Source organism: Stappia indica (assembly GCF_009789575.1).
Taxonomy (GTDB): domain Bacteria; phylum Pseudomonadota; class Alphaproteobacteria; order Rhizobiales; family Stappiaceae; genus Stappia; species Stappia indica_A.
In genome coordinates, this window is record NZ_CP046908.1 from 1128382 (window position 1) to 1148976 (window position 20595).

Here is a 20595-nt window from a genome sequence, read left to right on the forward strand (position 1 = left end):
CCGAGCCAAGCCCGAGAAATCGGGAAGGTGTAGAGACTAGACGGGCAGCACCTAAGGCTTTCGCTACGGTGAAGGTATAGTCCAGACCACAAACGCCGGAAGGCGGCGGCGAAAGCCGTAGCTGGTACGAAAATCCCTCAGCCTCGGCTATGCGGGTTCGAGTCCCGCCGTCCGTACCAGACAGACTGGCTTCACGCGCCGGCTTCTCGGCCGGCTTCCCCGGCACCCTCCTGCGCCGGCCCTGCGACCGGTGCGGCTCGCCCTTGCGGCGAAAGCGGATTGCGCCCCGCGCCCTCGCGTTTTAAGGCTATTGGAAATCCCGGCGGAGCCAGTCCCGCCCGACCCTTGCGCCCCGCATGCCTCCCGCATCGCGCGGCGACCGCAGACACTGCGGCGCGGGGGGCGGCAGTCCCGCGACACGAACAGCCCGGACGAGCATCTCGCAATGGTCACCTATATCGACGCCGCCACGGCCCCCCTCAAGAATACCGGCCAGATCCGCCTTTACGGGCCGGAGGACTTCGCAGGCATGCACAAGGCGGGACAGCTGACCGCACGCTGCCTGGATGCGCTGGTGGAAAAGATCGTTCCCGGCGTCACCACCCAGGAGATCGACGATTTCGTCTACCGCTTCGGCGTCGAGAACGGCGCCCTGCCGGCGACGCTGAACTATCGCGGCTACACCAAGTCGACCTGCACCTCGATCAACCATGTCGTCTGCCACGGCATCCCGAACGACAAGCCGCTCAAGGAAGGCGACATCGTCAATATCGACGTGACCTACATCCTCGAAGGCTGGCACGGCGATTCCAGCCGCATGTATGCGGTCGGCAAGCTGAAGCGCGCGGCCGAGCGGCTGGTGGAGGTCACCTACGAATCGCTGCTGCGCGGCATCGAGATGGCCCGGCCCGGCAAGACCACCGGCGACATCGGCCACGCGATCCAGAGCTTCGTGGAAGCGGAGCGCTGCTCGGTGGTGCGCGACTTCTGCGGCCACGGTGTCGGCCGTCTGTTCCACGACATGCCGAACATCCTGCATTACGGCCGTCCGGGCGAAGGCATCGAGCTGAAGCCGGGGATGATCTTCACCATCGAACCGATGGTCAATCTCGGCCGGCCGCATGTGAAGGTGCTCGGCGACGGCTGGACCGCCGTCACCCGCGACCGCTCTCTGTCGGCCCAGTTCGAGCACTCGGTCGGCATCACCGCGACGGGGTGCGAGATCTTCACCCTGTCGCCCGCCGGCCTCGACAATCCGCTGACCTTCGGTCGCGCCTGACGACGGCACCACGGGAGGGGGCGGCATGAACGGCACCGACGACGGCTTCTCAGACGCTGGCGTCGCTCCGCATTTCCATGGGCACCGCGACCGGCTGCGCCAGCGCTTCCGCGAAGGCGGCCATGCCGCGCTGCAGGATTACGAACTGCTCGAGCTGCTGCTGTTCTCGCCGATCCGCCGCGCCGACACCAAGCCCGTGGCCAAGGCGCTGATCGACCGCTTCGGGTCTTTCGCCGAGGTGCTGGCCGCCCCGCCGGCCCGCCTCAAGGAAGTGCGCGGCGTCGGCGACCGGGTGGTGGACGAGCTGAAGCTCGCCCATGCGGTGGCCGAGCGCTTCCTGCGCGGCCAGGTTCGCGAGCGCACCGTGCTGTCGTCCTGGTCGCAGGTGATCGACTATGTGCGCACCGCCATGGCCTTTTCCGACCGGGAAGAGTTCCGCATCCTCTTCCTCGACAAGAAGAACGCGCTGATCGCCGACGAGGTGCAGCAGCGCGGCACGGTCGACCACACGCCGGTCTATCCGCGCGAGGTGATGAAGCGGGCGCTGGAGCTTTCCGCCAGCGCGCTGATCCTGGTGCACAACCACCCGTCCGGCGACCCGACGCCCTCGCGCGCCGACATCCAGATGACCAAGCAGATCGCCGACATTGCCGGCACGCTCGGCATCGTCCTGCACGACCACATCATCGTCGGGCGCGACGGCCACGCGAGTTTCCGCGGCCTGCAGCTGATCTGAAGCTCCGAACAGCGCCGTCAGACAGCACCCCGGCAGCGACACCCCGTCGCAGCCGTGCTTGACGTTTATCAACGTTCTGCCACACGCCGGCGCTAGGATGGTCCTTGCGGTCGTGGACGGCCGCAACGCCTGTCCCCGCAAAGGGACGCCGCAGGGAGGACCGCACGATGGCAGATACTCGCAAGACCGCTTCCGAGGACGGCGTCAATGCCTCCCTCACCCCGTTCGAGATGGCCTATTGCAATCCGATGGTTCTGATCGGGCGCATGCAATCCGAGGCGCTGCGCGCGACACTGGACCGGCAAGTCGAGATGGTCGACTTCCTGCGCCTGCGGGTGGAAAAGGACGTCCGTCTCGCCGAGCGCCTGCTGCAGGCGCGCCAGCCCGTCGACGTCGTTGCGGCCTGCACCGAGTTCTGCAGCGATGCGCTCGAGGATTACGCCCGCGAGGGCTTCCGCGCGGCCAATCTTGTGCCAGAGGTCGCGGCGGAGGCGGCCGAACGGGCCGCCCGCGACGCGGAAGAAGTCTCCGACGAGTTGAAGGCGGCCTCTCTCGTCGTCGCCTGACGGCGCACCGCAACACTCACGAAGCCGGCAGGTCGCGGACATGCTCCGCGATCATCGCCTCCTCGTCGGTGGCGATCACCCGCACTTCGACAGCGCTGTCCGCCGCAGAGATGACCGGTGCCGCGTCCGCGTTCGCAGCCCTGTCGAGCCGCACGCCGAGCCATCCCAGCCGCTCGCAGACCCGCTCGCGGATTTCGGGCGCATTCTCGCCGATGCCGGCGGTGAAGACGAACCCGTCCAGCCCGCCGAGCACGCTGGCCAGCGCACCTGTCTCGCGCACGATGCGATGGACGAAGACGTCGACCGCCTCGGCCGCCGCCGGCTCCGCGCTCTCCAGCAGCACCCGCATGTCGTTGGAAATGCCGGAAAGCCCCAGCAGTCCTGCGCGCGTGTAGAGCAGCCGCTCCGTCTCGTCGATGGACAGCCCTTCCCAGCGCATCAGGTGCAGCAGGGCGCCGGGGTCGAGTGCGCCGCAGCGCGTGCCCATCACCAGCCCGTCCAGCGCCGTGAAGCCCATGGTCGTGTCGATGCTCTCGCCGCCCCTCAAGGCGCACATGCTGGCGCCGTTGCCCAGATGCGCCGCGATCACCCGCCCGCCATGCACCTGCGGCGAGACGACCGCCAGCCGCCGCGAAACGTACTCATAGGAGAGACCATGAAAGCCGTAGCGGCGGATGCCGCGCCGCTCGAACTCGCGCGGCAGGGCGAAGCGCGTCGCCACCGCCGGCATCGTGCGGTGAAAGGCCGTGTCGAAGCACACGACCTGCCGGATGCCGGGCCGTGTGCGGGCGATCTCGCGGATCGGTGCGAGATTGTGCGGCACGTGCAGCGGCGCCAGTTCCGCCAGGCTGCCGAGCAGGTCCAGGAGCTCCGGCGTCACCTCCTCGGGTGCCCTGTGGCCGGCCCCGCCATGCACCACACGGTGGCCGATACCGGCAAGATGCCGCCCGTGGAGTTCGCCGTCGAGCCGGGAAAGGAGATGCTCGAGCGAGGCCTCGAAACCGGTCTGTTCCCAGGCCTCGTCGGCGAGCAACTCACCGTCCGCGTCCTTCACCCGGAAGCGCTGGCCAGCTCCGTCCTCGCGCAGTTCGCCCCGCCGCCAGGCCTGCAGGGCGCCGTCCGCGGCAACATCGAAGATCGCGAACTTGATGCTCGATGAGCCCGCATTGAGCGTCAGGATCGCTCCGGTCTCGCCTGCCCCGCTCACGCCGCGCCCTCCCCGCCGGGGGCCGCGGCAAGGCGCAACCGTGCCAGCTTCGCGGCGACCGCGCAGGAGGCGAGCCGCGTGCGCTCCGCATCCGCCCGGCTGGTCAGGATGATCGGCACCCGTGCGCCCAGCACCACGCCGGCGGCATCTGCGCCGGCAAGGAAGGTCAGCTGCTTGGCGAGGATGTTGCCGGCCTCCAGATCCGGCACCACGAGAATGTCCGCCTCGCCCGCGACCGGCGAGACGATGCCCTTTTCCCTGGCGGCCCATGGATCGACCGCATTGTCGAAGGCCAGCGGCCCGTCGACGAGCCCGCCGGTGATCTGGCCCCGGTCCGCCATCTTGCACAACGCCGCGGCGTCCAGCGTCGAGGCAAGCTTCGGATTGATCGTCTCCACCGCCGAGAGGATCGCCACCTTCGGCAGGGCGAGACCCATCGCATGTGCCAGATCGATGGCGTTCTGGATGATGTCGCGCTTGATCGCGAGATCGGGCGCGATGTTGACCGCCGCATCGGTCACCAGCAGCGGCCGGGGGTAGCCCGGCACGTCCATCAGGTAGACATGCGACAGCCGCCGCTCGGTCCGCAGTCCCTTCGCCCGGTCGAGCACGGCGCGCAGCAGCTCGTCCGTGTGCAGCGAGCCCTTCATCAGCAGCGAGGCTTCACCCCGCCGCACCAGCGCCACCGCCTCCTCGGCCGCCGCGTGGCTGTGCGGCGTCTCGACCAGGCGGAACCGGTCGAGGGCAACGCCCGCCTCCGCTGCCGCCTGCTCGATCTTGCCGCGCGGCCCCACCAGGATCGGGACGACGATGCCCGCCTGCGCGGCCTCCGCGGCCGCGGCGATCGCCGGTGCGCTGCAGGGATGGGCAACGGCTGCGACCGGAGGCTCGGAGGACGCCGCCTCCGCCATCAGCGCGCGGAACCTCTCGTGCCGGCTCATGCGGATATCGGGCAGCTCGGCCCTCGGCCGGCGGATCTTCTCGTTCGGCGCGCGCACGCGGATGGTACCGCAAGCCACCTCCCTGCCCGCCTCGGTGCGGCAGTCGCAGGACAGGGTCAGCTCCCGTGTCCCGGCTTCCCGTCCGGTGACGGTGAGCGTCAGCACCAGGGCATCGCCGGCGGACACCGTGCCGCGAAAGGCAAGCTCCTGCCCCAGCATCACCACCCCGGGTCCCGGCAGCTCGGTCGCAACCAGCAGCGACACCAGTCCGGTCACCACCGGGCCGGCGCTGGCGCCTTCTCCGCCGCTGCCGCCGCCCGCGATCACCGCCAGCAGGTCGATATCCTGCTGGGCGAGCGTCCGGCGCAACACCGCGCTGTCGCCGGCCGCGATCTCGTCGAAGGTCCGGTTCTCCACCATGTCCTGGCTGGTGGCGCCCGTGCGAATGTCCATGAAAGATCGGTCCCGGCTTGTCTTTGGGTGTCAGTCGGTCGCGCGGGAGCATGTATGCCCCCCGCCCCGGCACGCAATCCGTCAATATCCGGACCCCTCGGCCGCCCTTTGCCGCACAGCGCGCAAACCGCTGCGGCAATCCGCCAGCCTTTTTACAGCGTAGCACATGCTGAACGTGAGGAGCCCGCCATGAACCGCCTGTTTGCACGTCTTGCCTGCGCATTGCTTACCCTTGCAGCTCTCGGCGGCCCGCCGCTGCGGGCGGACGAGAGAACCGCGCATGACTTCTCGCTGACGGCGATCGACGGTTCGGCGATGCCGCTTTCAGCCTATCGCGGCAAGACCGTTCTCGTCGTCAACACCGCCTCGCGCTGCAGCTTCACGCAGCAATATGCGCCGCTGCAGGCCCTGCACGAGGAATATCGCGACCGCGGCCTCGTGGTGATCGGCGTGCCGTCCAACGATTTTGGCGGACAGGAGCCGGGAACGGAAGGCGACATCGAGGACTTCACGCGATCCGCCTACCGGGTCGACTTTCCGCTGACCAACAAGACATCGGTGCGCGGCGAGGCGGCAACGCCGTTCTACAAATGGGTGACGCGCGAGGCCGGGCCGCTCGGCGCGCCGCGCTGGAACTTCCAGAAATACCTGATCGGACCCGACGGCCGCCTGGTGGAGTGGTACACGCCGATGACCGAACCGGACTCCCCGCGCCTGCGCGCCGCCATCGAGCGCAGCCTTGCCACCCATGCATCGACCGCCGGCGGGTCCTGACCGCCGATCCCGCTGACGCATAGCGCTGAAGACGCCCCCGGTGACCTCCCCTCCCGCCCCTGCCCTGCAGGTCGTGTGGTTCAAGCGCGACCTTCGAACGCATGACCACGAGCCGTTGGCGCGGGCGGCGGAGCGCGGGCCGGTCCTGCCGCTCTACGTCGTCGAGCCCGAGCTCTGGCAGCAGCCGGACATCTCCGCCCGCCACTGGGCTTTCGTGAGCCAATGCCTGGACGCTCTGTCGGCGGACCTCGGCAGGCTCGGCCAGCCGCTGCTCCTGCGCCACGGCCAGGTGGTCGAGGTGCTCGCCCGCATCCATGCCGCTCGCGGCATCGCCGCCCTGTGGTCGCATCAGGAGACGGGCAATGGCTGGACCTTCGCCCGCGACCGACAGGTCGGCGCCTGGTGCCGGGCGCAAGGCATTCCCTGGCACGAGCTACGCCAGGACGGCGTGACCCGGCGGCTGCGCAGCCGCGACGGCTGGGCGGCGAACTGGGAGCGCGACATGGCCGCGGCACAGGTCTGCGCTCCCGCTCTCGCCCCATTGCCCCTTGCCGATGCCGGCCGCATCCCGACAGCCGCGGACCTCGGCCTTGCCGCAGACCCCTGCCCCGGCCGCCAGCCCGGAGGCCGGCCGGCGGGGCTTGCCTGCCTCGACAGCTTTCTCCACCGCCGGGGCGAGCCGTACCGTGCGGCCATGTCGAGCCCCCTGCTCGGCTTCGATGCCTGCTCCCGCCTCTCGCCGCATCTTGCCTGGGGCACGCTGTCGCTGCGCGAGACGCTGCAGGCCTGCCGGGTCCGCCAGCGCACGCTTCGCGATGGGCCGGTGTCCGCGCGCGGTTGGCGGCAGTCGCTCTCCTCCTTCGACGGCCGGCTGCACTGGCGCTCGCATTTCATGCAGAAGCTGGAGGATGCGCCCTCGCTGGAGTTCCGCAACCTGCACCGCGCCTATGACGGCCTGCGCCCGCCGGCGGAAAGCGAGCCCGCCCGTCTCGCTGCCTGGATGCACGGAGAGACCGGGTTGCCCTTCGTCGATGCCTGCATGCGGGCGCTCGCGGCCACCGGCTGGATGAACTTCCGCATGCGCGCCATGCTGATGGCGGTGGCCAGCTACCACCTGTGGCTCGACTGGCGCCGGCCGGGCGAACATCTCGCCCGCCTCTTCACCGACTACGAGCCGGGCATCCACTGGCCGCAGGTCCAGATGCAGTCGGGAACCACCGGCATCAACACCGTGCGCATCTACAACCCGGTGAAACAGGGCATCGACCAGGACCCAGCCGGCGTCTTCACCCGGCGCTGGGTGCCGGAGCTCGCCCCCGTGCCGGACCGCTTCCTGCACGAGCCGTGGAAGTGGGAGGGCGCAGACGGCGTCCTCGGCAGCCGCTATCCCGCGCCCGTCGTCGACCATCTGGCGGCCGCACGCCATGCCCGCGAAGCCGTCTGGGGACGACGCGTCTCGTCCGGCTTCCGCGATGCCGCCGCCCGGATCCAGCAGCGCCACGGCAGCCGGCGCGCCGGCCTGTCCGTGCCCGGCCGCACAAAGCGCGGCAGCCCCGACACACGCCAGCTTTCGCTCTCGCTCGACATCGGCGGAGAGGACAAGTCATGAAGATGCGCAAACGCCAGGACCTGCCGCAAAAGGTCTGCGCGACCTGTGGCCGCCCCTTCGCCTGGCGACGCAAATGGCGCCTGAACTGGGAGGAGGTCCGCCACTGCTCGCAGCGCTGCAGGGAGAACCGAACTCGCTCCGGCTCGAGCGGAAATTCACGCTAAGCCATTGCGGATGATGAGGTTTCGCAAACAGGTGTTTACGCGGATTAACCAAGCATTGATGGTCATTTGTTAACAGCCGCCATGCCACCTTCGCCTCGTTATTAAGGGGCTCGCAATGGTAGCGACACGAACCGACACAGGCGCACGTCTGGCAAATGCCATCCTGTTTCCCGTTGTGGGACTGGTGCTGCTCGCGATCGCGTTCTCGGTGGCGCTGATCGCCTATACGTCGCGGTCCGCCGACATCGCCGCTCTCAACAGCGAGCGCTCCCTGCTGCGCGGCAGCACCAATCTCCAGCTGGAGTTGCTGGCCAAGGAGCAAGAAGGCGTCGCGGTCTGGGACCAGTCGTTCTTCTACGCCCGGCCGGAGACCTTGAGCGTCGACTGGCTCGACAGCAATGTCGGCCTGTGGCTCTTTGCCAATTACGGCCACGACCAGACCATCATCCTCGATGTCGACGGCAACCCGGTCTACAATTCGGTCCGCGGCAAGCGCATGCCGGTGGACGATGCGGCGGCGCTGCTCGACGACATCAAGCCGCTTGTGGCCCGCGCGCGCGCCCGCTTCATCGCCAGTTTCGACCGGCTGCCGTCGGGCCTCTTCTACATCGAGCGCCCGCCGAGCGGCTTCACCCGTTCGCTTCACGAGACCGGTATGACCTCGTTCGAGGGCGAGCCGGCCCTGGTCGCGGCGACGGCGATCAGCCCGGAGCTGAAGCAGTTCCTGTCCAAGCGCCGCGCCCCGGCCGTGGTCGTCAGCCTGAAGAAGCTCGACCCCGCCCGCCTGCAGGCTCTGGCCGAACGTTCGGGCATCACGGGCCTGCGCTCGATCGCAAGTCCCGCCGGCGAGGCCGCGACCTTCGAACTGCGCAACCCGCGCGCCCAGCATATCGGCTATCTCGCCTGGCAGGCGGAGAACCCGGGGTCCTCGATCCTGTCGGGCGTGGGGCCGATCCTGTTCTTCCTTGCCGCGACCATTGCCGGCCTCACCGGCCTGGTGCTGTTCTACACCCGCCAGAACACGCGCAGGCTCGCCGAAAGCGAGGCCCGCGCCCAGCATGCCGCGCTGCATGACAGCCTGACGGGCCTCGCCAATCGCGACTATTTCGCCAGCAGCTTCCGCGAGGAGCTGGCCGGATGGCAGGCCGCAAAGGGCCTGCTCGGCGTGATCTATATCGACCTCGACCACTTCAAGGACATCAACGATACGCTGGGACACGCCGCCGGCGACGAGGTGATCCGCGAGGCGGCGCGCCGGTTGCGCGTGCTGGTGCCGGAAGAGGCGACGCTCGCACGCATCAGCGGCGACGAGTTCGCTCTGCTGCTGCCCGGCTGCGACTCCCGCGAGCGCATCGAGCAGGTGCTGAAGCGCATGCAGGACCGCTTCGCCGTGCCGATGTATATCGGCGGCAACCACCTGCATGTCAGTCTCAGCGTGGGTGCGGCGATTGCGCCCGAAGACAGCCTGTCGATGGGCGAGCTGCTGCGCAAGGCGGACATCGCGCTCTACTCGGCCAAGGCGAGCGGCCGCGGCCGCTGGGCCTTCTTCGAGGCCTGCATGGAAGAACATGTGCGCACCCGGGAGAGCCTTGCCCACGCCCTGCGCGATGCCATTGCCCGCGGCAAGCTCGACGTCGTCTACCAGCCGCAGACCACGATCGACGGAACCAAGGTCCTGTCCGTGGAGGCGCTGCTGCGCTGGACCGATCCCGACATGGGCGCGATCAGCCCGGCGACCTTTGTGCCGATTGCCGAGGAGACCGGCCTGATCAACGATCTCGGCCTCTACGTGCTGCGCCGCGCCTGCCAGGACGCCGCCGCCTGGCCGCATCTGGGCCTTGCGGTCAATGTCTCGCCGACCCAGTTCCGCCATCCGCGTTTCATCGAGGACCTTCGCGACACGCTGGAGGCCTGCAACTTCGAGCCCTCGCGGCTGGAGATCGAGGTGACCGAGTCGGTCTTCGCCGACAACGACAACGACATTCTCAAGATCCTCACCCAGGTGCAGGAAATGGGCGTGCGCGTCGCGCTGGACGATTTCGGCGTCGGCTATTCGAGCCTGAGCTACCTGCGCCGCTTTCCCTTCAACACGTTGAAGATCGACCGCTCCTTCATCGCCGACCTGGAGATCGCACCGCATGCCCATGCGATCCTGTCGACGATCATCGACTTGGGCGAGGCGCTGGGGATGAAGGTGGTGGCGGAAGGCATCGAGACCCGCCAGCAGGCGGTGATCCTGCAGCGGACGAATTGCGACCGCCTGCAGGGCTTCTACCTGTCGCGGCCCGTGCCTCCAAGCCGCATCGCCGAAGCTGAGGCCCGTTTGTCGGGCGAGGATCAGCAGGCCGTGCCGCTCAGGGCGTGATCAGGGGACAAGTCGCGCCCGAAGCTCGCCGTCCAGCCGGGCGATGGCGCCGAACGGCCCGCCTGCCCCGGCAAGCGCCGCGTCGATGTCGCAGACCGCCCGTCCCACCGTGCCGAAGCGCCGGGTGACGGCATCCACCACCCAGTGCCGCTGCTGCCGCGCGCGCCGCCCGGCGAGTTCGCCGCCCGCCTCCAGCCGCGCCGCATGGGCATCGCAGGCCGCAACCGCCTCCGCGATACCCTGCTCCGCCGTCGCCGAGACCATCAGCACCTCGGACAGGGCGGCTCCGGCCGGGCGGGCCAGCGACAGCGCGCCTTGCACATCGGCCGCCGCGCGCCGGGCCAGAGCGCCCATGTCCGCCTTGGTGACCAGCACCAAGTCGGGCAGCTCCATCACCCCGGCTTTCATGAATTGCAGGCTGTCGCCCGACCCCGGCTGGATGCACAGGGCGAGCGTGTCGGCGACATGGGCGACATCCGCCTCCGACTGGCCAATGCCGACCGATTCGACGATCACCCGGTCCATCACCGCGCGCATCAGGACGACGGCGGCGATGGCATGGTCGGAGAGCCCGCCGAGCCGGTCGCGCGCCGCCATCGAGCGCACGAAGACGCCCGTATCCTCAGGATCGGTGGAAAGCCGCGTGCGGTCGCCGAGCAGCGCGCCGCCGGTGATCTGCGAGGAGGGATCGACGGCGATGACGCCGACGCTCTCGCCCCGCCCGCGATAGGTGCGGATAAGGGCGTTGGTCAGCGTCGACTTGCCGACGCCCGGCGGACCGGTCAGCCCGAGGACGCGGCCGCCCCCTGCCCCCGCCGCCTCATCCAGAAGCTGCAGGAAGGCGGGCTCGGCCGCCGCCGTCTCGATGGCCGACAGCGTGCGGGCGAGCGCCGGCTTGCCGCCGGCGGCAAGCTCCGCGATGGTCGCCGGCCGCCGGACCGCCATGGCCTCAGGCCGCTTTCTTCGCCTTCAGCGCCGCCTGCGCGGCCGCCAGCCGGGCGATCGGCACGCGGAACGGCGAGCAGGACACGTAGTCGAGCCCGACGCTCTCGCAGAAGGCGATCGAGGCAGGGTCGCCGCCATGCTCGCCGCAGATGCCGAGCTTGAGGCCCGGGCGGGCCGCCCGGCCGCGGTCGGCGCCGATGCGGATCAGCTCGCCGACGCCCTCCTGGTCGAGCGAGACGAACGGATCGCGCTCCACCACGCCCATGCGCTGGTAGGGGCCGAGGAACGAAGCCGCGTCGTCGCGCGAGATGCCGAAGGTGGTCTGGGTCAGGTCGTTGGTGCCGAAGGAGAAGAACTCCGCCGTCTCGGCGATCTCGCCAGCGCGCAGGCACGCCCGCGGCAGCTCGATCATCGTGCCGACCTGATAGTCGATGGTGACGCCGGTTTCCTGCGCCACCGCCTTCGCCATCGCGTCGATGCGCGCACGCACCAGGTCGAGTTCCGCCTTGACGCCGACCAGCGGCACCATGATCTCCGGCGTCACCGGCGATCCGGTCGTCTTGCCGGCCGCCACGGCACCCTCGAAGATGGCGCGCGCCTGCATTTCGGCGATTTCCGGATAGGTCACCAGCAGTCGGCAGCCGCGATGGCCGAGCATCGGGTTGAACTCGTCGAGATCGTGCGCCCGCTGCCGCAGCACCTCGCTGTCGACGCCCATCACCGCCGCCACCTCGGCGATTTCCTCCTCGCTATGCGGCAGGAACTCGTGCAGCGGCGGGTCGAGCAGGCGGATCGTCACGGGCAGGCCCTGCATGATCTCGAACAGCTCGGTGAAGTCGCCGCGCTGCATCGGCAGCAGCTTGTCGAGCGCCGCACGGCGGCCCTGTTCGGTCTCCGACAGGATCATTTCGCGCACCGCGACGATGCGCTCTTCTTCGAAGAACATGTGCTCGGTGCGGCACAGGCCGATGCCTTCGGCGCCGAAGCCGCGGGCCGCGCGCGCATCCGCCGGCGTCTCGGCATTGGTGCGCACCGCCATCCGCCGGTGGACGTCGGCCCACTCCATCAGCCGGGCGAACTCGCCGGACATTTCCGGCTGCAGCATCGCCACCTCGCCGACCAGGACCTGGCCGGTGGTGCCGTCGATGGTGATCACGTCGCCCTTGGAGAGCTTGCGGCCCGAGACCGTCAGCGTTGCCGTGCGATAGTCGATCCGCAGCGCGCCGGCGCCGGAAACGCAGGGCTTGCCCATGCCGCGCGCCACCACGGCCGCGTGGCTGGTCATGCCGCCGCGCGTCGTCAGGATGCCTTCGGCCGCATGCATGCCGTGGATGTCTTCCGGGCTGGTCTCGACGCGCACCAGGATCACCTTCCGGCCGGCAGCCTTGGCCTCTTCCGCCTCGTCGGAGGAGAAGACGATGGCGCCGGACGCTGCGCCCGGCGAGGCCGGCAGGCCGGTCGCGATCACGTCGCGCTCCGCCGCCGGATCGATCATCGGGTGCAGCAGCTGGTCGAGCGCGGCCGGATCGACGCGCATCACCGCTTCCTCGGTGGAGATCAGGCCCTCGTCGGCCATCTCCACCGCGATCTTCAGCGCGGCGCGCGCCGTGCGCTTGCCCGAGCGCGTCTGCAGCATCCACAGCCGGCCGCGCTCGATGGTGAACTCGAGATCCTGCATGTCGCGATAGTGGCCTTCCAGCCGGTCGCAGATCTCGATGAACTCGGCAAAGGCCTCCGGCATCGCCCGCTCCAGCGACAGCGCGTCGGAGCCGGCGGCGATGCGCGCGGCCTCGGTGATGTCCTGCGGCGTGCGGATGCCGGCGACCACGTCCTCGCCCTGCGCATTGATCAGGAACTCGCCGTAGAGCGCCTTCTCGCCGGTGGACGGGTTGCGGGTGAATGCAACGCCCGTGGCCGAGTCCTCGCCCATGTTGCCGAAGACCATCGCCTGCACGTTGACCGCCGTGCCCCAGTCGTTGGGGATGTCGTGCAGCCGGCGATAGGTGATGGCGCGCGCGCTTTCCCAGGACAGGAACACCGCGCCAATGGCGCCCCACAGCTGCTCGTGCGGATCCTGCGGGAACGGCGTGCCGAGCTCGTCCTCGACCAGCGCCTTGTAGCTGGCGATGACCTGCTGCCAATCGTCGGCGGTCAGGTCGGTGTCGAGGTCGCGGCCGTGCTCGTTCTTGAACTCCTCAAGGATCTCCTCGAAGGCATGGTGATCGAGGCCCATCACCACGTCGGAATACATCTGGATGAAGCGGCGGTAGCTGTCATAGGCGAAGCGCGGATCGCCTGCGGCCGCGGCAAGCGCCGGCACCGTCTCGTCGTTGAGGCCAAGGTTCAGCACCGTGTCCATCATGCCCGGCATCGAGACGCGGGCACCGGAGCGCACGGAGACCAGCAGCGGGTTGGTGGTGTCGCCGAAGCGCCGCCCGGTGATCCGGCCGACTTCCTCGAGCGCGGCATCGACCTGGCCGCGCAGCTCGTCCGGATAGGTCTTGTCGTGGCTGTCGAACCAGGTGCAGACCTCGGTGGTGATGGTGAAGCCCGGCGGCACCGGCAGTCCCAGATTGCTCATCTCGGCAAGGTTCGCTCCCTTGCCGCCGAGCAGGTTCCTCATTCCGGCAGTGCCCTCGGCCTTGCCGTCACCGAAACCGAACACCCATTTGGTCATGCCGCCTGCATCCTCTCGCTTCGGGGCTTGCGGTCGCGCACCCCGGAAGGCGCCGGGCCCTGCGCTTGGGCTCGCACGCGCCTCCCTCCCCGGATGCCCACCCCCATAAATGATGCAGTGCACGAAACAAAGGTTTTTTGCGCGATTGCCCGCTCCGTTCTCGGCGCAAGGCATCGGCGGATGCCGTAAAACCCTGCGATTCCAGCGCTTGCCGCATTGCCGGACATGCCGCAACGCCCCATATCGCGAAAACAGGCAGGATCGATGCGCAGCAGACCGCCCCACGTATGAGCCGGCTCAGCGGGCAGCAAGCCCGCCGATGCTTGCAGGCGGGACATATTGCGGCCATCCTCGCAGGCAAAATCAGGCGGATGACTCGCCGCATTCGCGCCAAAGCAGGGGCATTGAGACAATCCGGATGACAACACGCCGCCTCACCCGAACCGCCCGCCGCGGCAGCCTTGCCTGCAGCGTCGCACTTCTGGCCTCGCTCGCGGCCCTTTCGTCCGCCCCTCTGGCTTTCGCCGAAACGCAAGCGCAAGCGACCGATATCGCCCCCGACTTCAGCGCAGGCACTCCGGAAGGCCTGCCGATCACCCTGAGCGGCAGCTATCTCTCCGGACGGCTGGCCGGCCAGAGCAACGACCTCGACAATGCCGCCACCTTCTTCGGCGAGGCGTTGCTGGTCGACCCGGGCAATCCCTTCCTGCTCGACCGCACCTTCGTGCTGAAACTGGCCAACGGCGACCTTGCCGAGGCGCTGGAACTGGCCGAACGCCTCAAGGGCGAGCAGGCCGACCACTTCCTCGCCGGGCTGATGCTGGCGGTCGAGGAGATGCGCGCGGGCAACAACGCCAAGGCCGGCGAGTATCTTTCCGACGGCGGCCGCGGCCCGCTGGCGGAGCTTGCGGCCGGGCTGCTGTCGGCCTGGGCTCTGGCCGGCGACGGCAAGACCGACGAGGCGCTGGCGCGAATCTCGCGGCTGAACGGGCCGAGCTGGTACACCGTCTTCGTCGCCTACCACACCGGCCTGATCCAGGACTTCGCGGGCCGGGCCAAGGATGCGGAGGCGAACTTCCGCGATGCCTACAGCGCCGACCGGGGCGCCCTGCGCGTCGTCAACGCCTATGCGCTGTCGCTCTATCGCAACGGCGACAAGGAGGCCGCGCTGAAGGTTCTGGCCGAGTTCGACGCGATGCTGCCCGACCACCCGGTTCTGGTGGCCACCCGCGAGCGGATCGAGAGCGGCGAGACCATCGAGCGCATCGCCGCAAGCCCGCAGGTGGGCGCCGCCGAGGTTCTGTACGGACTGGGCGCGGCGATCGGCCGGGACGGCGGCGAGGAGCTGTCGGCGACCTTCCTGCAGCTCGCCCTGCATCTCGACGAGGAGGCCGATGTCGCGGCCATCGCGCTGGCCGGCCTCTTCGACCGCATGGGCCGCTTCCAGCGCTCCATCGAGGTTCTCTCGGGCGTTCCCGACAGCTCGCCGCTGAAGCGCGATGCCGAGATCCAGGTCGGCATCAACTACAACGCCATCGACAATCTCGACGAGGCGCGCGCGCATCTCTCGGCCCTGGTGGAGAGCGATCCGAGCGACCTCGACGCGGTGATGGCGCTCGGTAACGTCTTGAGATCCCACAAGCTTTTCAAGGAAGCCGAGGAAGCCTATTCCAAGGGCATCGACACCATCGCCGAGCCGGACAGCCGCCACTGGACGATCTTCTACTATCGCGGGATCTGCCGCGAGCGGCTGAAGACCTGGGGAGCGGCTGAAGCCGACTTCCGCCTGTCGCTGAAGCTGTCGCCCGAGCAGCCCCTGGTGCTCAACTACCTCGGATATTCGCTTGTCGATCAAGGGCTTAAGCTGCCCGAGGCGCTGGACATGATCCGCAAGGCGGTGGAGCTGCGCCCGCGCGACGGCTACATCGTCGACAGCCTCGGCTGGGCCTATTACAAGCTGCACCGCTACGAGGAGGCGGTGACCGAACTGGAGCGCGCCGTCGAGCTGCGGCCGCAGGATCCGGTGCTCAACGACCATCTGGGCGATGCCTACTGGAAGGTCGGGCGCCGGCTGGAGGCGCAGTTCCAGTGGAACCACGCCCGCGACCTCGGCCCCGAGCCGGAAGAGCTGCCGAAGATCCTGGAAAAGATCGAGAAGGGCCTGCCGGAACCCGGCGAGGCGCCGGCCGCCAAGGCCGAGCCGAAGCAGAACGGCGGCTGACGCCGCCGTGCGCCCTGACGCGCGGGGACAGAGCCCGCAGGACGACCGGCCCGGAGCGGGGATATCTGCGGGCGGGAACGCCCCTACCCCGCTGCTTGCGCGCGCCAAGATCAACTACGCCCTGCATGTCACCGGCCGGCGTGACGACGGCTACCACCTGCTGCAAAGCCTTGTCGCCTTTGCCGAATTCGGCGACCTCCTGTCGGCGAAACCGGCCGGGAGCGGACAAGGCACGACGCTTGCGCTCACCGGCCCCTTCGCCGGCGCGCTGGCGTCGGACACGGAGGATAAGCCGCAGGGCGACAACCTCGTGCTGCGTGCACTCGCCGCGCTCGCCCTCGCCCTCGAAACGGCGCCACCGCCCCTCGCCGTGACGCTCGAAAAGCACCTGCCGGTCGCCTCCGGCATCGGCGGCGGCTCGGCCGACGCGGCCGCAGCGCTGCGGCTCGGCTTCGCCGCGATGACCGGCCGCGCGGCGAACGCGGGCGAGATGGCGCGGCTTGCCGAGATCGCCGGAACGCTCGGCGCCGACGTGCCGATGTGCCTTGCCTCGCAGCCAGCGCTGGTCTCGGGCACCGGCACCGAGGTCGCCCCTTTTCCCCGCTTTCCGGGCCATGCGGCACTGCTGGCAAATCCGGGCTTACCCGTTGCAACGCCTCAGGTTTTCGCGCAGCTGGAGCGTCGGGACAACCCGCCGCTACCCCCGCTTCGCGAAAGCGATCTCGCCTCTTTCGACGCGCTCGTTGCCTGGATCGAGGGCACGCGCAACGACCTCGAACCGCCGGCGCTGAGGCTTGCGCCGCAGATCGCCGAGGTGCTGGCCGCGCTGCGCTCGGCGCCCGGCGCGCGGCTTGCCCGCATGTCCGGATCGGGCGCGACATGCTTCGCGCTGTTCGCGGGGATAGACGAGGCCGAGCGCGAGGCCCGCCGGCTCACCGCGCTTCATCCCGGCTGGTGGATCCAGGCGGCGCCCGTCGCGGCGGTCGCCTGAGGCGAAACCGCACGCCTGCCCGTCGCAAATCGTCGCCAATGCGCCGTTTTTCGAAATGTCCCCGGCGCGCGAACGCGACAACACTTGGACAACCCGCGACACTCCGCTATCGCGTGGGCCTGTTGTCCTCTCAGCCGGGAATCATCACCGATGAGCGCCTTCGCCCTGACCGTCACCTGCCGCTCGACCCGCGGCATCGTCGCCGCCATCTCCACCTATCTGGCGGAGCACGGTTGCAACATCACCGACAGCGCCCAGTTCGACGACCGCGAGACCGGGAATTTCTTCATGCGGGTCAGCTTCAACAGCGAGACCGGCGCAACGCTGGAGACGCTCTCAAGCGGCTTTGCGGCCCGTGCCGAGGCCTTCGGAATGGACTTTTCGTTCCACGACGAGAAGGCGCAAATGAAGGTTTTAATTATGGTTTCTCGGTTCGGGCACTGCCTGAACGACATTTTGTACCGGTGGCGGATCGGGGCGCTACCCATCGATATCGTCGGCGTGATCTCCAACCATCTCGACTACCAGAAGCTGGTGGTGAACCACGATATCCCCTTCCACTACATAAAGGTGACGAAGGACAACAAGGCGGAGGCCGAGGCGCGGCAGATGGCGATCGTCGAGGAAACCGGCGCGGAACTGGTGGTTCTGGCCCGCTACATGCAGGTGCTGTCGACGCGCATGTGCGAGGAAATGGCCGGGCGGATCATCAACATCCACCATTCTTTCCTCCCCAGCTTCAAGGGCGCCAACCCCTACAAGCAGGCCTTCGCGCGCGGCGTGAAGCTGATCGGCGCGACCTCGCACTACGTCACCAGCGACCTCGACGAGGGGCCGATCATCGAGCAGGACACCGTGCGCGTCACCCATGCCCAGTCGCCCGAGGATTACGTCTCGCTCGGCCGCGACGTGGAGAGCCAGGTTCTCGCCCGCGCCATCCACGCGCATATCCACCGCCGCGTTTTCCTCAACGGAAACAAGACGGTGGTCTTCCCGGCGAGCCCGGGCAGCTATGCGTCGGAGCGGATGGGCTGAGGGGACAACCGGCCCCATCGGGGGCGGTCCGGGGCGGTGCCGCCACGGGGACAACCCGCCCCGCAATCGGCAGCGAGGCGGTTGCAAATTTCGAGACGGATTTTGCAAAAACCCGTCTCGAAATCGCTCAAATTCGATAATGGCGTCTCGAAAAGCTCAGCTGACGCGGGCGATGCAGAATTCGACCGCCTCGGCCAGCGCCTCGCGCTGCCCGCCGGCAGGTAATCCCCGCAGCGCATCCAGCGCCTGCGCCCCGAAGGCACGAGCCCGCTCGACCGTCTCGGTGAGCGCCCCGGTCTCCTGCATGATCGCGATGGCGCGGTCGAGATCGCCGTCGCGCACGTCGCGCTCCTCCAGGCAGCGGACCCAGAATTCGCGATCCTCCGGCTTGCCCCGGCGGATGGCGAGGATAACCGGCAGGGTGATCTTGCCTTCGCGCAGGTCGTCGCCGGTGTCCTTGCCGAGATCAGCGGCCGAGCCGCCATAGTCGAGCGCATCGTCGACGAGCTGGAAGGCAAGGCCGAGCGCCATGCCATAGGCGCGGGCGTGGGCGCGGTCCGTATCGGAGGCCTCGGCGATGACCGGGCCGACCTCGGCGGCAGCGGCGAACAGGGCCGCCGTCTTCGCCTCGATGACCTGCATGTAGCGCTCTTCGGTGGTCTCCAGGTCCTGCGCCGCGCCGAGCTGCATGACCTCGCCCTCGGCGATGACGGCCGAGGCGCTGGCCAGGATCTGCAGCGCCTCGAGCGAGCCGACATCGACCATCATCTTGAAGGCCTGGCCGAGCAGGTAGTCGCCGACCAGCACGCTTGCCTGATTGCCCCACAATTTGCGCGCGGCGAGCTTGCCGCGCCGCATGTCGCTCTCGTCGACGACATCGTCGTGCAGCAGCGTCGCGGTGTGCATGAACTCGACGCTGGCGGCGAGGCCCACATGGCCCTCGCCCGCGTAGCCGAACATGTCGGCCATGGCGAGGGTCAGCATCGGCCGCAGCCGCTTGCCGCCCGACGAGATCAGGTGGCGGGCGATCTCCGGGATCAGCTCGACATTCGATCCCGCCTTGGACAGGATGAGCTGGTTGACGGCCTCCATGCCGCCGGCGGTGAGGTCGACCAGGTTCTGGATGCTGGCCGGTTCTGACCGGGTTTCGCGCAAGGGAACCACCACGCCCACGTTGAACAACCTCGTTTCGAGTAAGAGACGGGCGGACAATAGGTCCGCCCCATGCCCACGGCAAGCCGTCTTTCGCGAGACACACCGTTGACCAAACCGACGGGATGCCGCACAGCCGCGTCAGGGAATGTCGCCTCGACCGCCCTGGTCTTGTAAGGTGCCCCACCCGAACCCGCGAACGGACAAGGACTACATGGTTCCTCTGCTCAAGACCAACGATATGGTCCTGATTTCCTATGTCGAGGCGCTTCTGGGCGAAGCGGGCATCGGCCATCTCGTGCTGGACGGCAACATGAGCATCCTGGAAGGCTCGATCGGCATCATCGCACGACGGGTGATGGTGACCGAAGACGACCTCGGCGCGGCCATTCGCCTCATGCGCGAGGCGGAGCTCGCCCACGAGCTCGATGCCGACACGCTGGCCCGCCACGCGAAGGCCGGCGGGAGGCAGGCGCCGTGAGCGGCGACGCTCAGGACGCGGCCGAGGCCGAAGCCCCGGCCGGGACGGATCCCAGCGAGCCGGGACCTGTCGAGCAGGCCTTGCAGGAGAGCGCGGAGATCACCCGGGACGCCTTTCTCGGCGGGCTGGTGCAGGTGCTGCAGCCGGCGCGCGGTGCCCACCGCGCCGGGCTGGATGCGGTCTATCTGGCCGCCGCCGTGCCCCCGGCCACGCGCGGGCGGGTGGTCGACCTCGGCTCGGGCGTCGGCACTGCCGGCTTCTGCCTTGCCGCGCGCCTGCCCGAGGTGGAGGTGCTGCTGGTCGACCGCGACCGGGCCGCGCTCGATCTGGCGCAGCGCGCGCTGACCCTGCCCGACAATGCCGGTTTCGCGCCGCGCGTTACCATCATCGAAGCGGACATCACCGCCCGCGGGCGCGAGCGCCATGCCGCCGGCCTGACGCCGGGCCTTGCCGACCACGCCATCGTCAACCCGCCCTATTATGCCGACGGGCGGTTCCGCGCCTCGCCCGCCGCCCCGCGCGCCGGGGCGCATGTGCTGGACACGCGCGGGCTGGAGCCCTGGGTGCGGGTCGCCACCGACATCGTGCGCGAGGGCGGCACGCTGACCATGATCTTCCGCGCCGACGGGCTGGGCGAGATCCTGCAGCTGCTGCCCGGCCGCTTCGGCGCCATCGACGTCATTCCGCTGCGCCCGCGCCCCGAGGCCGCGGCAACGCGCATCCTGGTGCGCTGCGTGCGGGCGAGCCGGGCGCCGCTGCGCCTGCTGCCGGGCTTCGTGCTGCACGAGGGCGCCGGCTCCGATTTCACCCCCGAGGCACGCGCGATCATGCGCGACGGTGCCGGCCTGCCTCCGCCCCCGCCGCGCTGAGACGCGGCGCAGGCGGCAGTCCGGGATGCAGGAATTCGCGATTTTGGGGAACCAGGACCGCGCGCCCTAAAACATGATTGAGAGACTCATGTTTTATGCCTAACCTCCTCGCAATCGAGGATGGGGGTTT

General features: G+C 68.9%; 17 protein-coding genes. 12 read left to right on the plus strand and 5 right to left on the minus strand.

Annotation, left to right across the window (positions count from 1 at the left end):
* The first annotated feature begins 445 nt into the window (after nt 1-445).
* The 3 genes from map (at nt 446) to GH266_RS05435 (ending at nt 2581) form a co-directional block, all read left to right on the plus strand.
* Nucleotides 446-1279, plus strand: coding sequence for a type I methionyl aminopeptidase (gene map / locus GH266_RS05425; RefSeq protein WP_158192991.1), 834 nt, complete (start codon nt 446-448; stop codon nt 1277-1279).
* Between the two features lie 25 nt (nt 1280-1304).
* Complete coding sequence (gene radC, locus GH266_RS05430; RefSeq protein WP_120267357.1) at nt 1305-2015, plus strand: RadC family protein; 711 nt, start codon at nt 1305-1307, stop codon at nt 2013-2015.
* A gap of 167 nt (nt 2016-2182) precedes the next feature.
* Entirely contained in the window at nt 2183-2581 is a 399-nt protein-coding gene (locus tag GH266_RS05435; protein ID WP_158192992.1) for a hypothetical protein, read from the plus strand.
* A 16-nt stretch (nt 2582-2597) separates the two neighbouring features.
* Here the strand turns inward: GH266_RS05435 and GH266_RS05440 are convergent, their stop codons facing one another.
* Together GH266_RS05440 and GH266_RS05445 are read right to left on the minus strand one after the other, a co-directional pair.
* Nucleotides 2598-3788, minus strand: coding sequence for an acetate/propionate family kinase (locus GH266_RS05440; RefSeq protein WP_158192993.1), 1191 nt, complete (start codon nt 3786-3788; stop codon nt 2598-2600).
* A complete protein-coding gene (locus GH266_RS05445) occupies nt 3785-5182 on the minus strand; it encodes a bifunctional enoyl-CoA hydratase/phosphate acetyltransferase (RefSeq protein WP_199270447.1) in 1398 nt (465 codons plus the stop codon). Before GH266_RS05445 ends, GH266_RS05440 begins: the two co-directional genes overlap by 4 nt.
* A 189-nt stretch (nt 5183-5371) precedes the next feature.
* Here GH266_RS05445 and GH266_RS05450 point away from each other — a divergent pair, with 189 nt between their 5' ends.
* The 4 genes from GH266_RS05450 to GH266_RS05465 all read left to right on the plus strand — a co-directional run bounded on the left by GH266_RS05450 (nt 5372) and on the right by GH266_RS05465 (nt 10094).
* Nucleotides 5372-5956: a glutathione peroxidase gene (locus tag GH266_RS05450; RefSeq protein WP_158192994.1), complete on the plus strand. Its 585-nt coding sequence runs from the start codon at nt 5372-5374 to the stop codon at nt 5954-5956.
* 40 nt (nt 5957-5996) lie between these two features.
* Nucleotides 5997-7565: an FAD-binding domain-containing protein gene (locus GH266_RS05455; protein ID WP_209001547.1), complete on the plus strand. Its 1569-nt coding sequence runs from the start codon at nt 5997-5999 to the stop codon at nt 7563-7565.
* Nucleotides 7566-7567: 2 nt separating this feature from the next.
* On the plus strand, nt 7568-7729 hold the full coding sequence (locus tag GH266_RS05460; protein ID WP_158196054.1) for a DUF2256 domain-containing protein: 162 nt from the start codon (nt 7568-7570) through the stop codon (nt 7727-7729).
* Nucleotides 7730-7844: 115 nt separating this feature from the next.
* Nucleotides 7845-10094, plus strand: coding sequence for a bifunctional diguanylate cyclase/phosphodiesterase (locus tag GH266_RS05465; RefSeq protein WP_158192995.1), 2250 nt, complete (start codon nt 7845-7847; stop codon nt 10092-10094).
* Here the strand turns inward: GH266_RS05465 and GH266_RS05470 are convergent, their stop codons facing one another.
* Together GH266_RS05470 and ppdK are read right to left on the minus strand one after the other, a co-directional pair.
* Nucleotides 10095-11039: an ArgK/MeaB family GTPase gene (locus GH266_RS05470; protein ID WP_158192996.1), complete on the minus strand. Its 945-nt coding sequence runs from the start codon at nt 11037-11039 to the stop codon at nt 10095-10097. It lies immediately after the preceding gene.
* Nucleotides 11040-11043: 4 nt separating this feature from the next.
* Nucleotides 11044-13716, minus strand: coding sequence for a pyruvate, phosphate dikinase (ppdK, locus tag GH266_RS05475; RefSeq protein WP_158192997.1), 2673 nt, complete (start codon nt 13714-13716; stop codon nt 11044-11046).
* A gap of 418 nt (nt 13717-14134) precedes the next feature.
* Here ppdK and GH266_RS05480 point away from each other — a divergent pair, with 418 nt between their 5' ends.
* The 3 genes from GH266_RS05480 (at nt 14135) to purU (ending at nt 17963) form a co-directional block, all read left to right on the plus strand.
* Nucleotides 14135-15937 carry a tetratricopeptide repeat protein gene (locus tag GH266_RS05480; RefSeq protein ID WP_158192998.1) on the plus strand — a complete coding sequence of 601 codons (1803 nt, stop codon included), beginning with the start codon at nt 14135-14137 and terminating at the stop codon, nt 15935-15937.
* Between the two features lie 7 nt (nt 15938-15944).
* The gene (locus tag GH266_RS05485; protein WP_209001689.1) at nt 15945-16928 is read left to right on the plus strand and encodes a 4-(cytidine 5'-diphospho)-2-C-methyl-D-erythritol kinase; all 984 of its coding nucleotides are present in this window, start codon (nt 15945-15947) and stop codon (nt 16926-16928) included.
* 150 nt (nt 16929-17078) lie between these two features.
* Entirely contained in the window at nt 17079-17963 is an 885-nt protein-coding gene (purU, locus tag GH266_RS05490) for a formyltetrahydrofolate deformylase (protein ID WP_158192999.1), read from the plus strand.
* A 156-nt stretch (nt 17964-18119) separates the two neighbouring features.
* On the opposite strand, the gene GH266_RS05495 is transcribed toward purU, so the two are convergent.
* Nucleotides 18120-19136, minus strand: coding sequence for a polyprenyl synthetase family protein (locus tag GH266_RS05495; protein WP_209001617.1), 1017 nt, complete (start codon nt 19134-19136; stop codon nt 18120-18122).
* Nucleotides 19137-19329: 193 nt separating this feature from the next.
* Between GH266_RS05495 and GH266_RS05500 the strand changes: the two genes are divergently transcribed.
* Nucleotides 19330-19596: a putative signal transducing protein gene (locus GH266_RS05500; protein WP_158193000.1), complete on the plus strand. Its 267-nt coding sequence runs from the start codon at nt 19330-19332 to the stop codon at nt 19594-19596.
* Nucleotides 19593-20465, plus strand: a complete 873-nt coding sequence (locus GH266_RS05505) for a tRNA1(Val) (adenine(37)-N6)-methyltransferase (protein WP_209001548.1) — start codon at nt 19593-19595, stop codon at nt 20463-20465. The genes GH266_RS05500 and GH266_RS05505 overlap by 4 nt, the downstream gene beginning before the upstream one ends.
* Nucleotides 20466-20595: the final 130 nt, after the last annotated feature.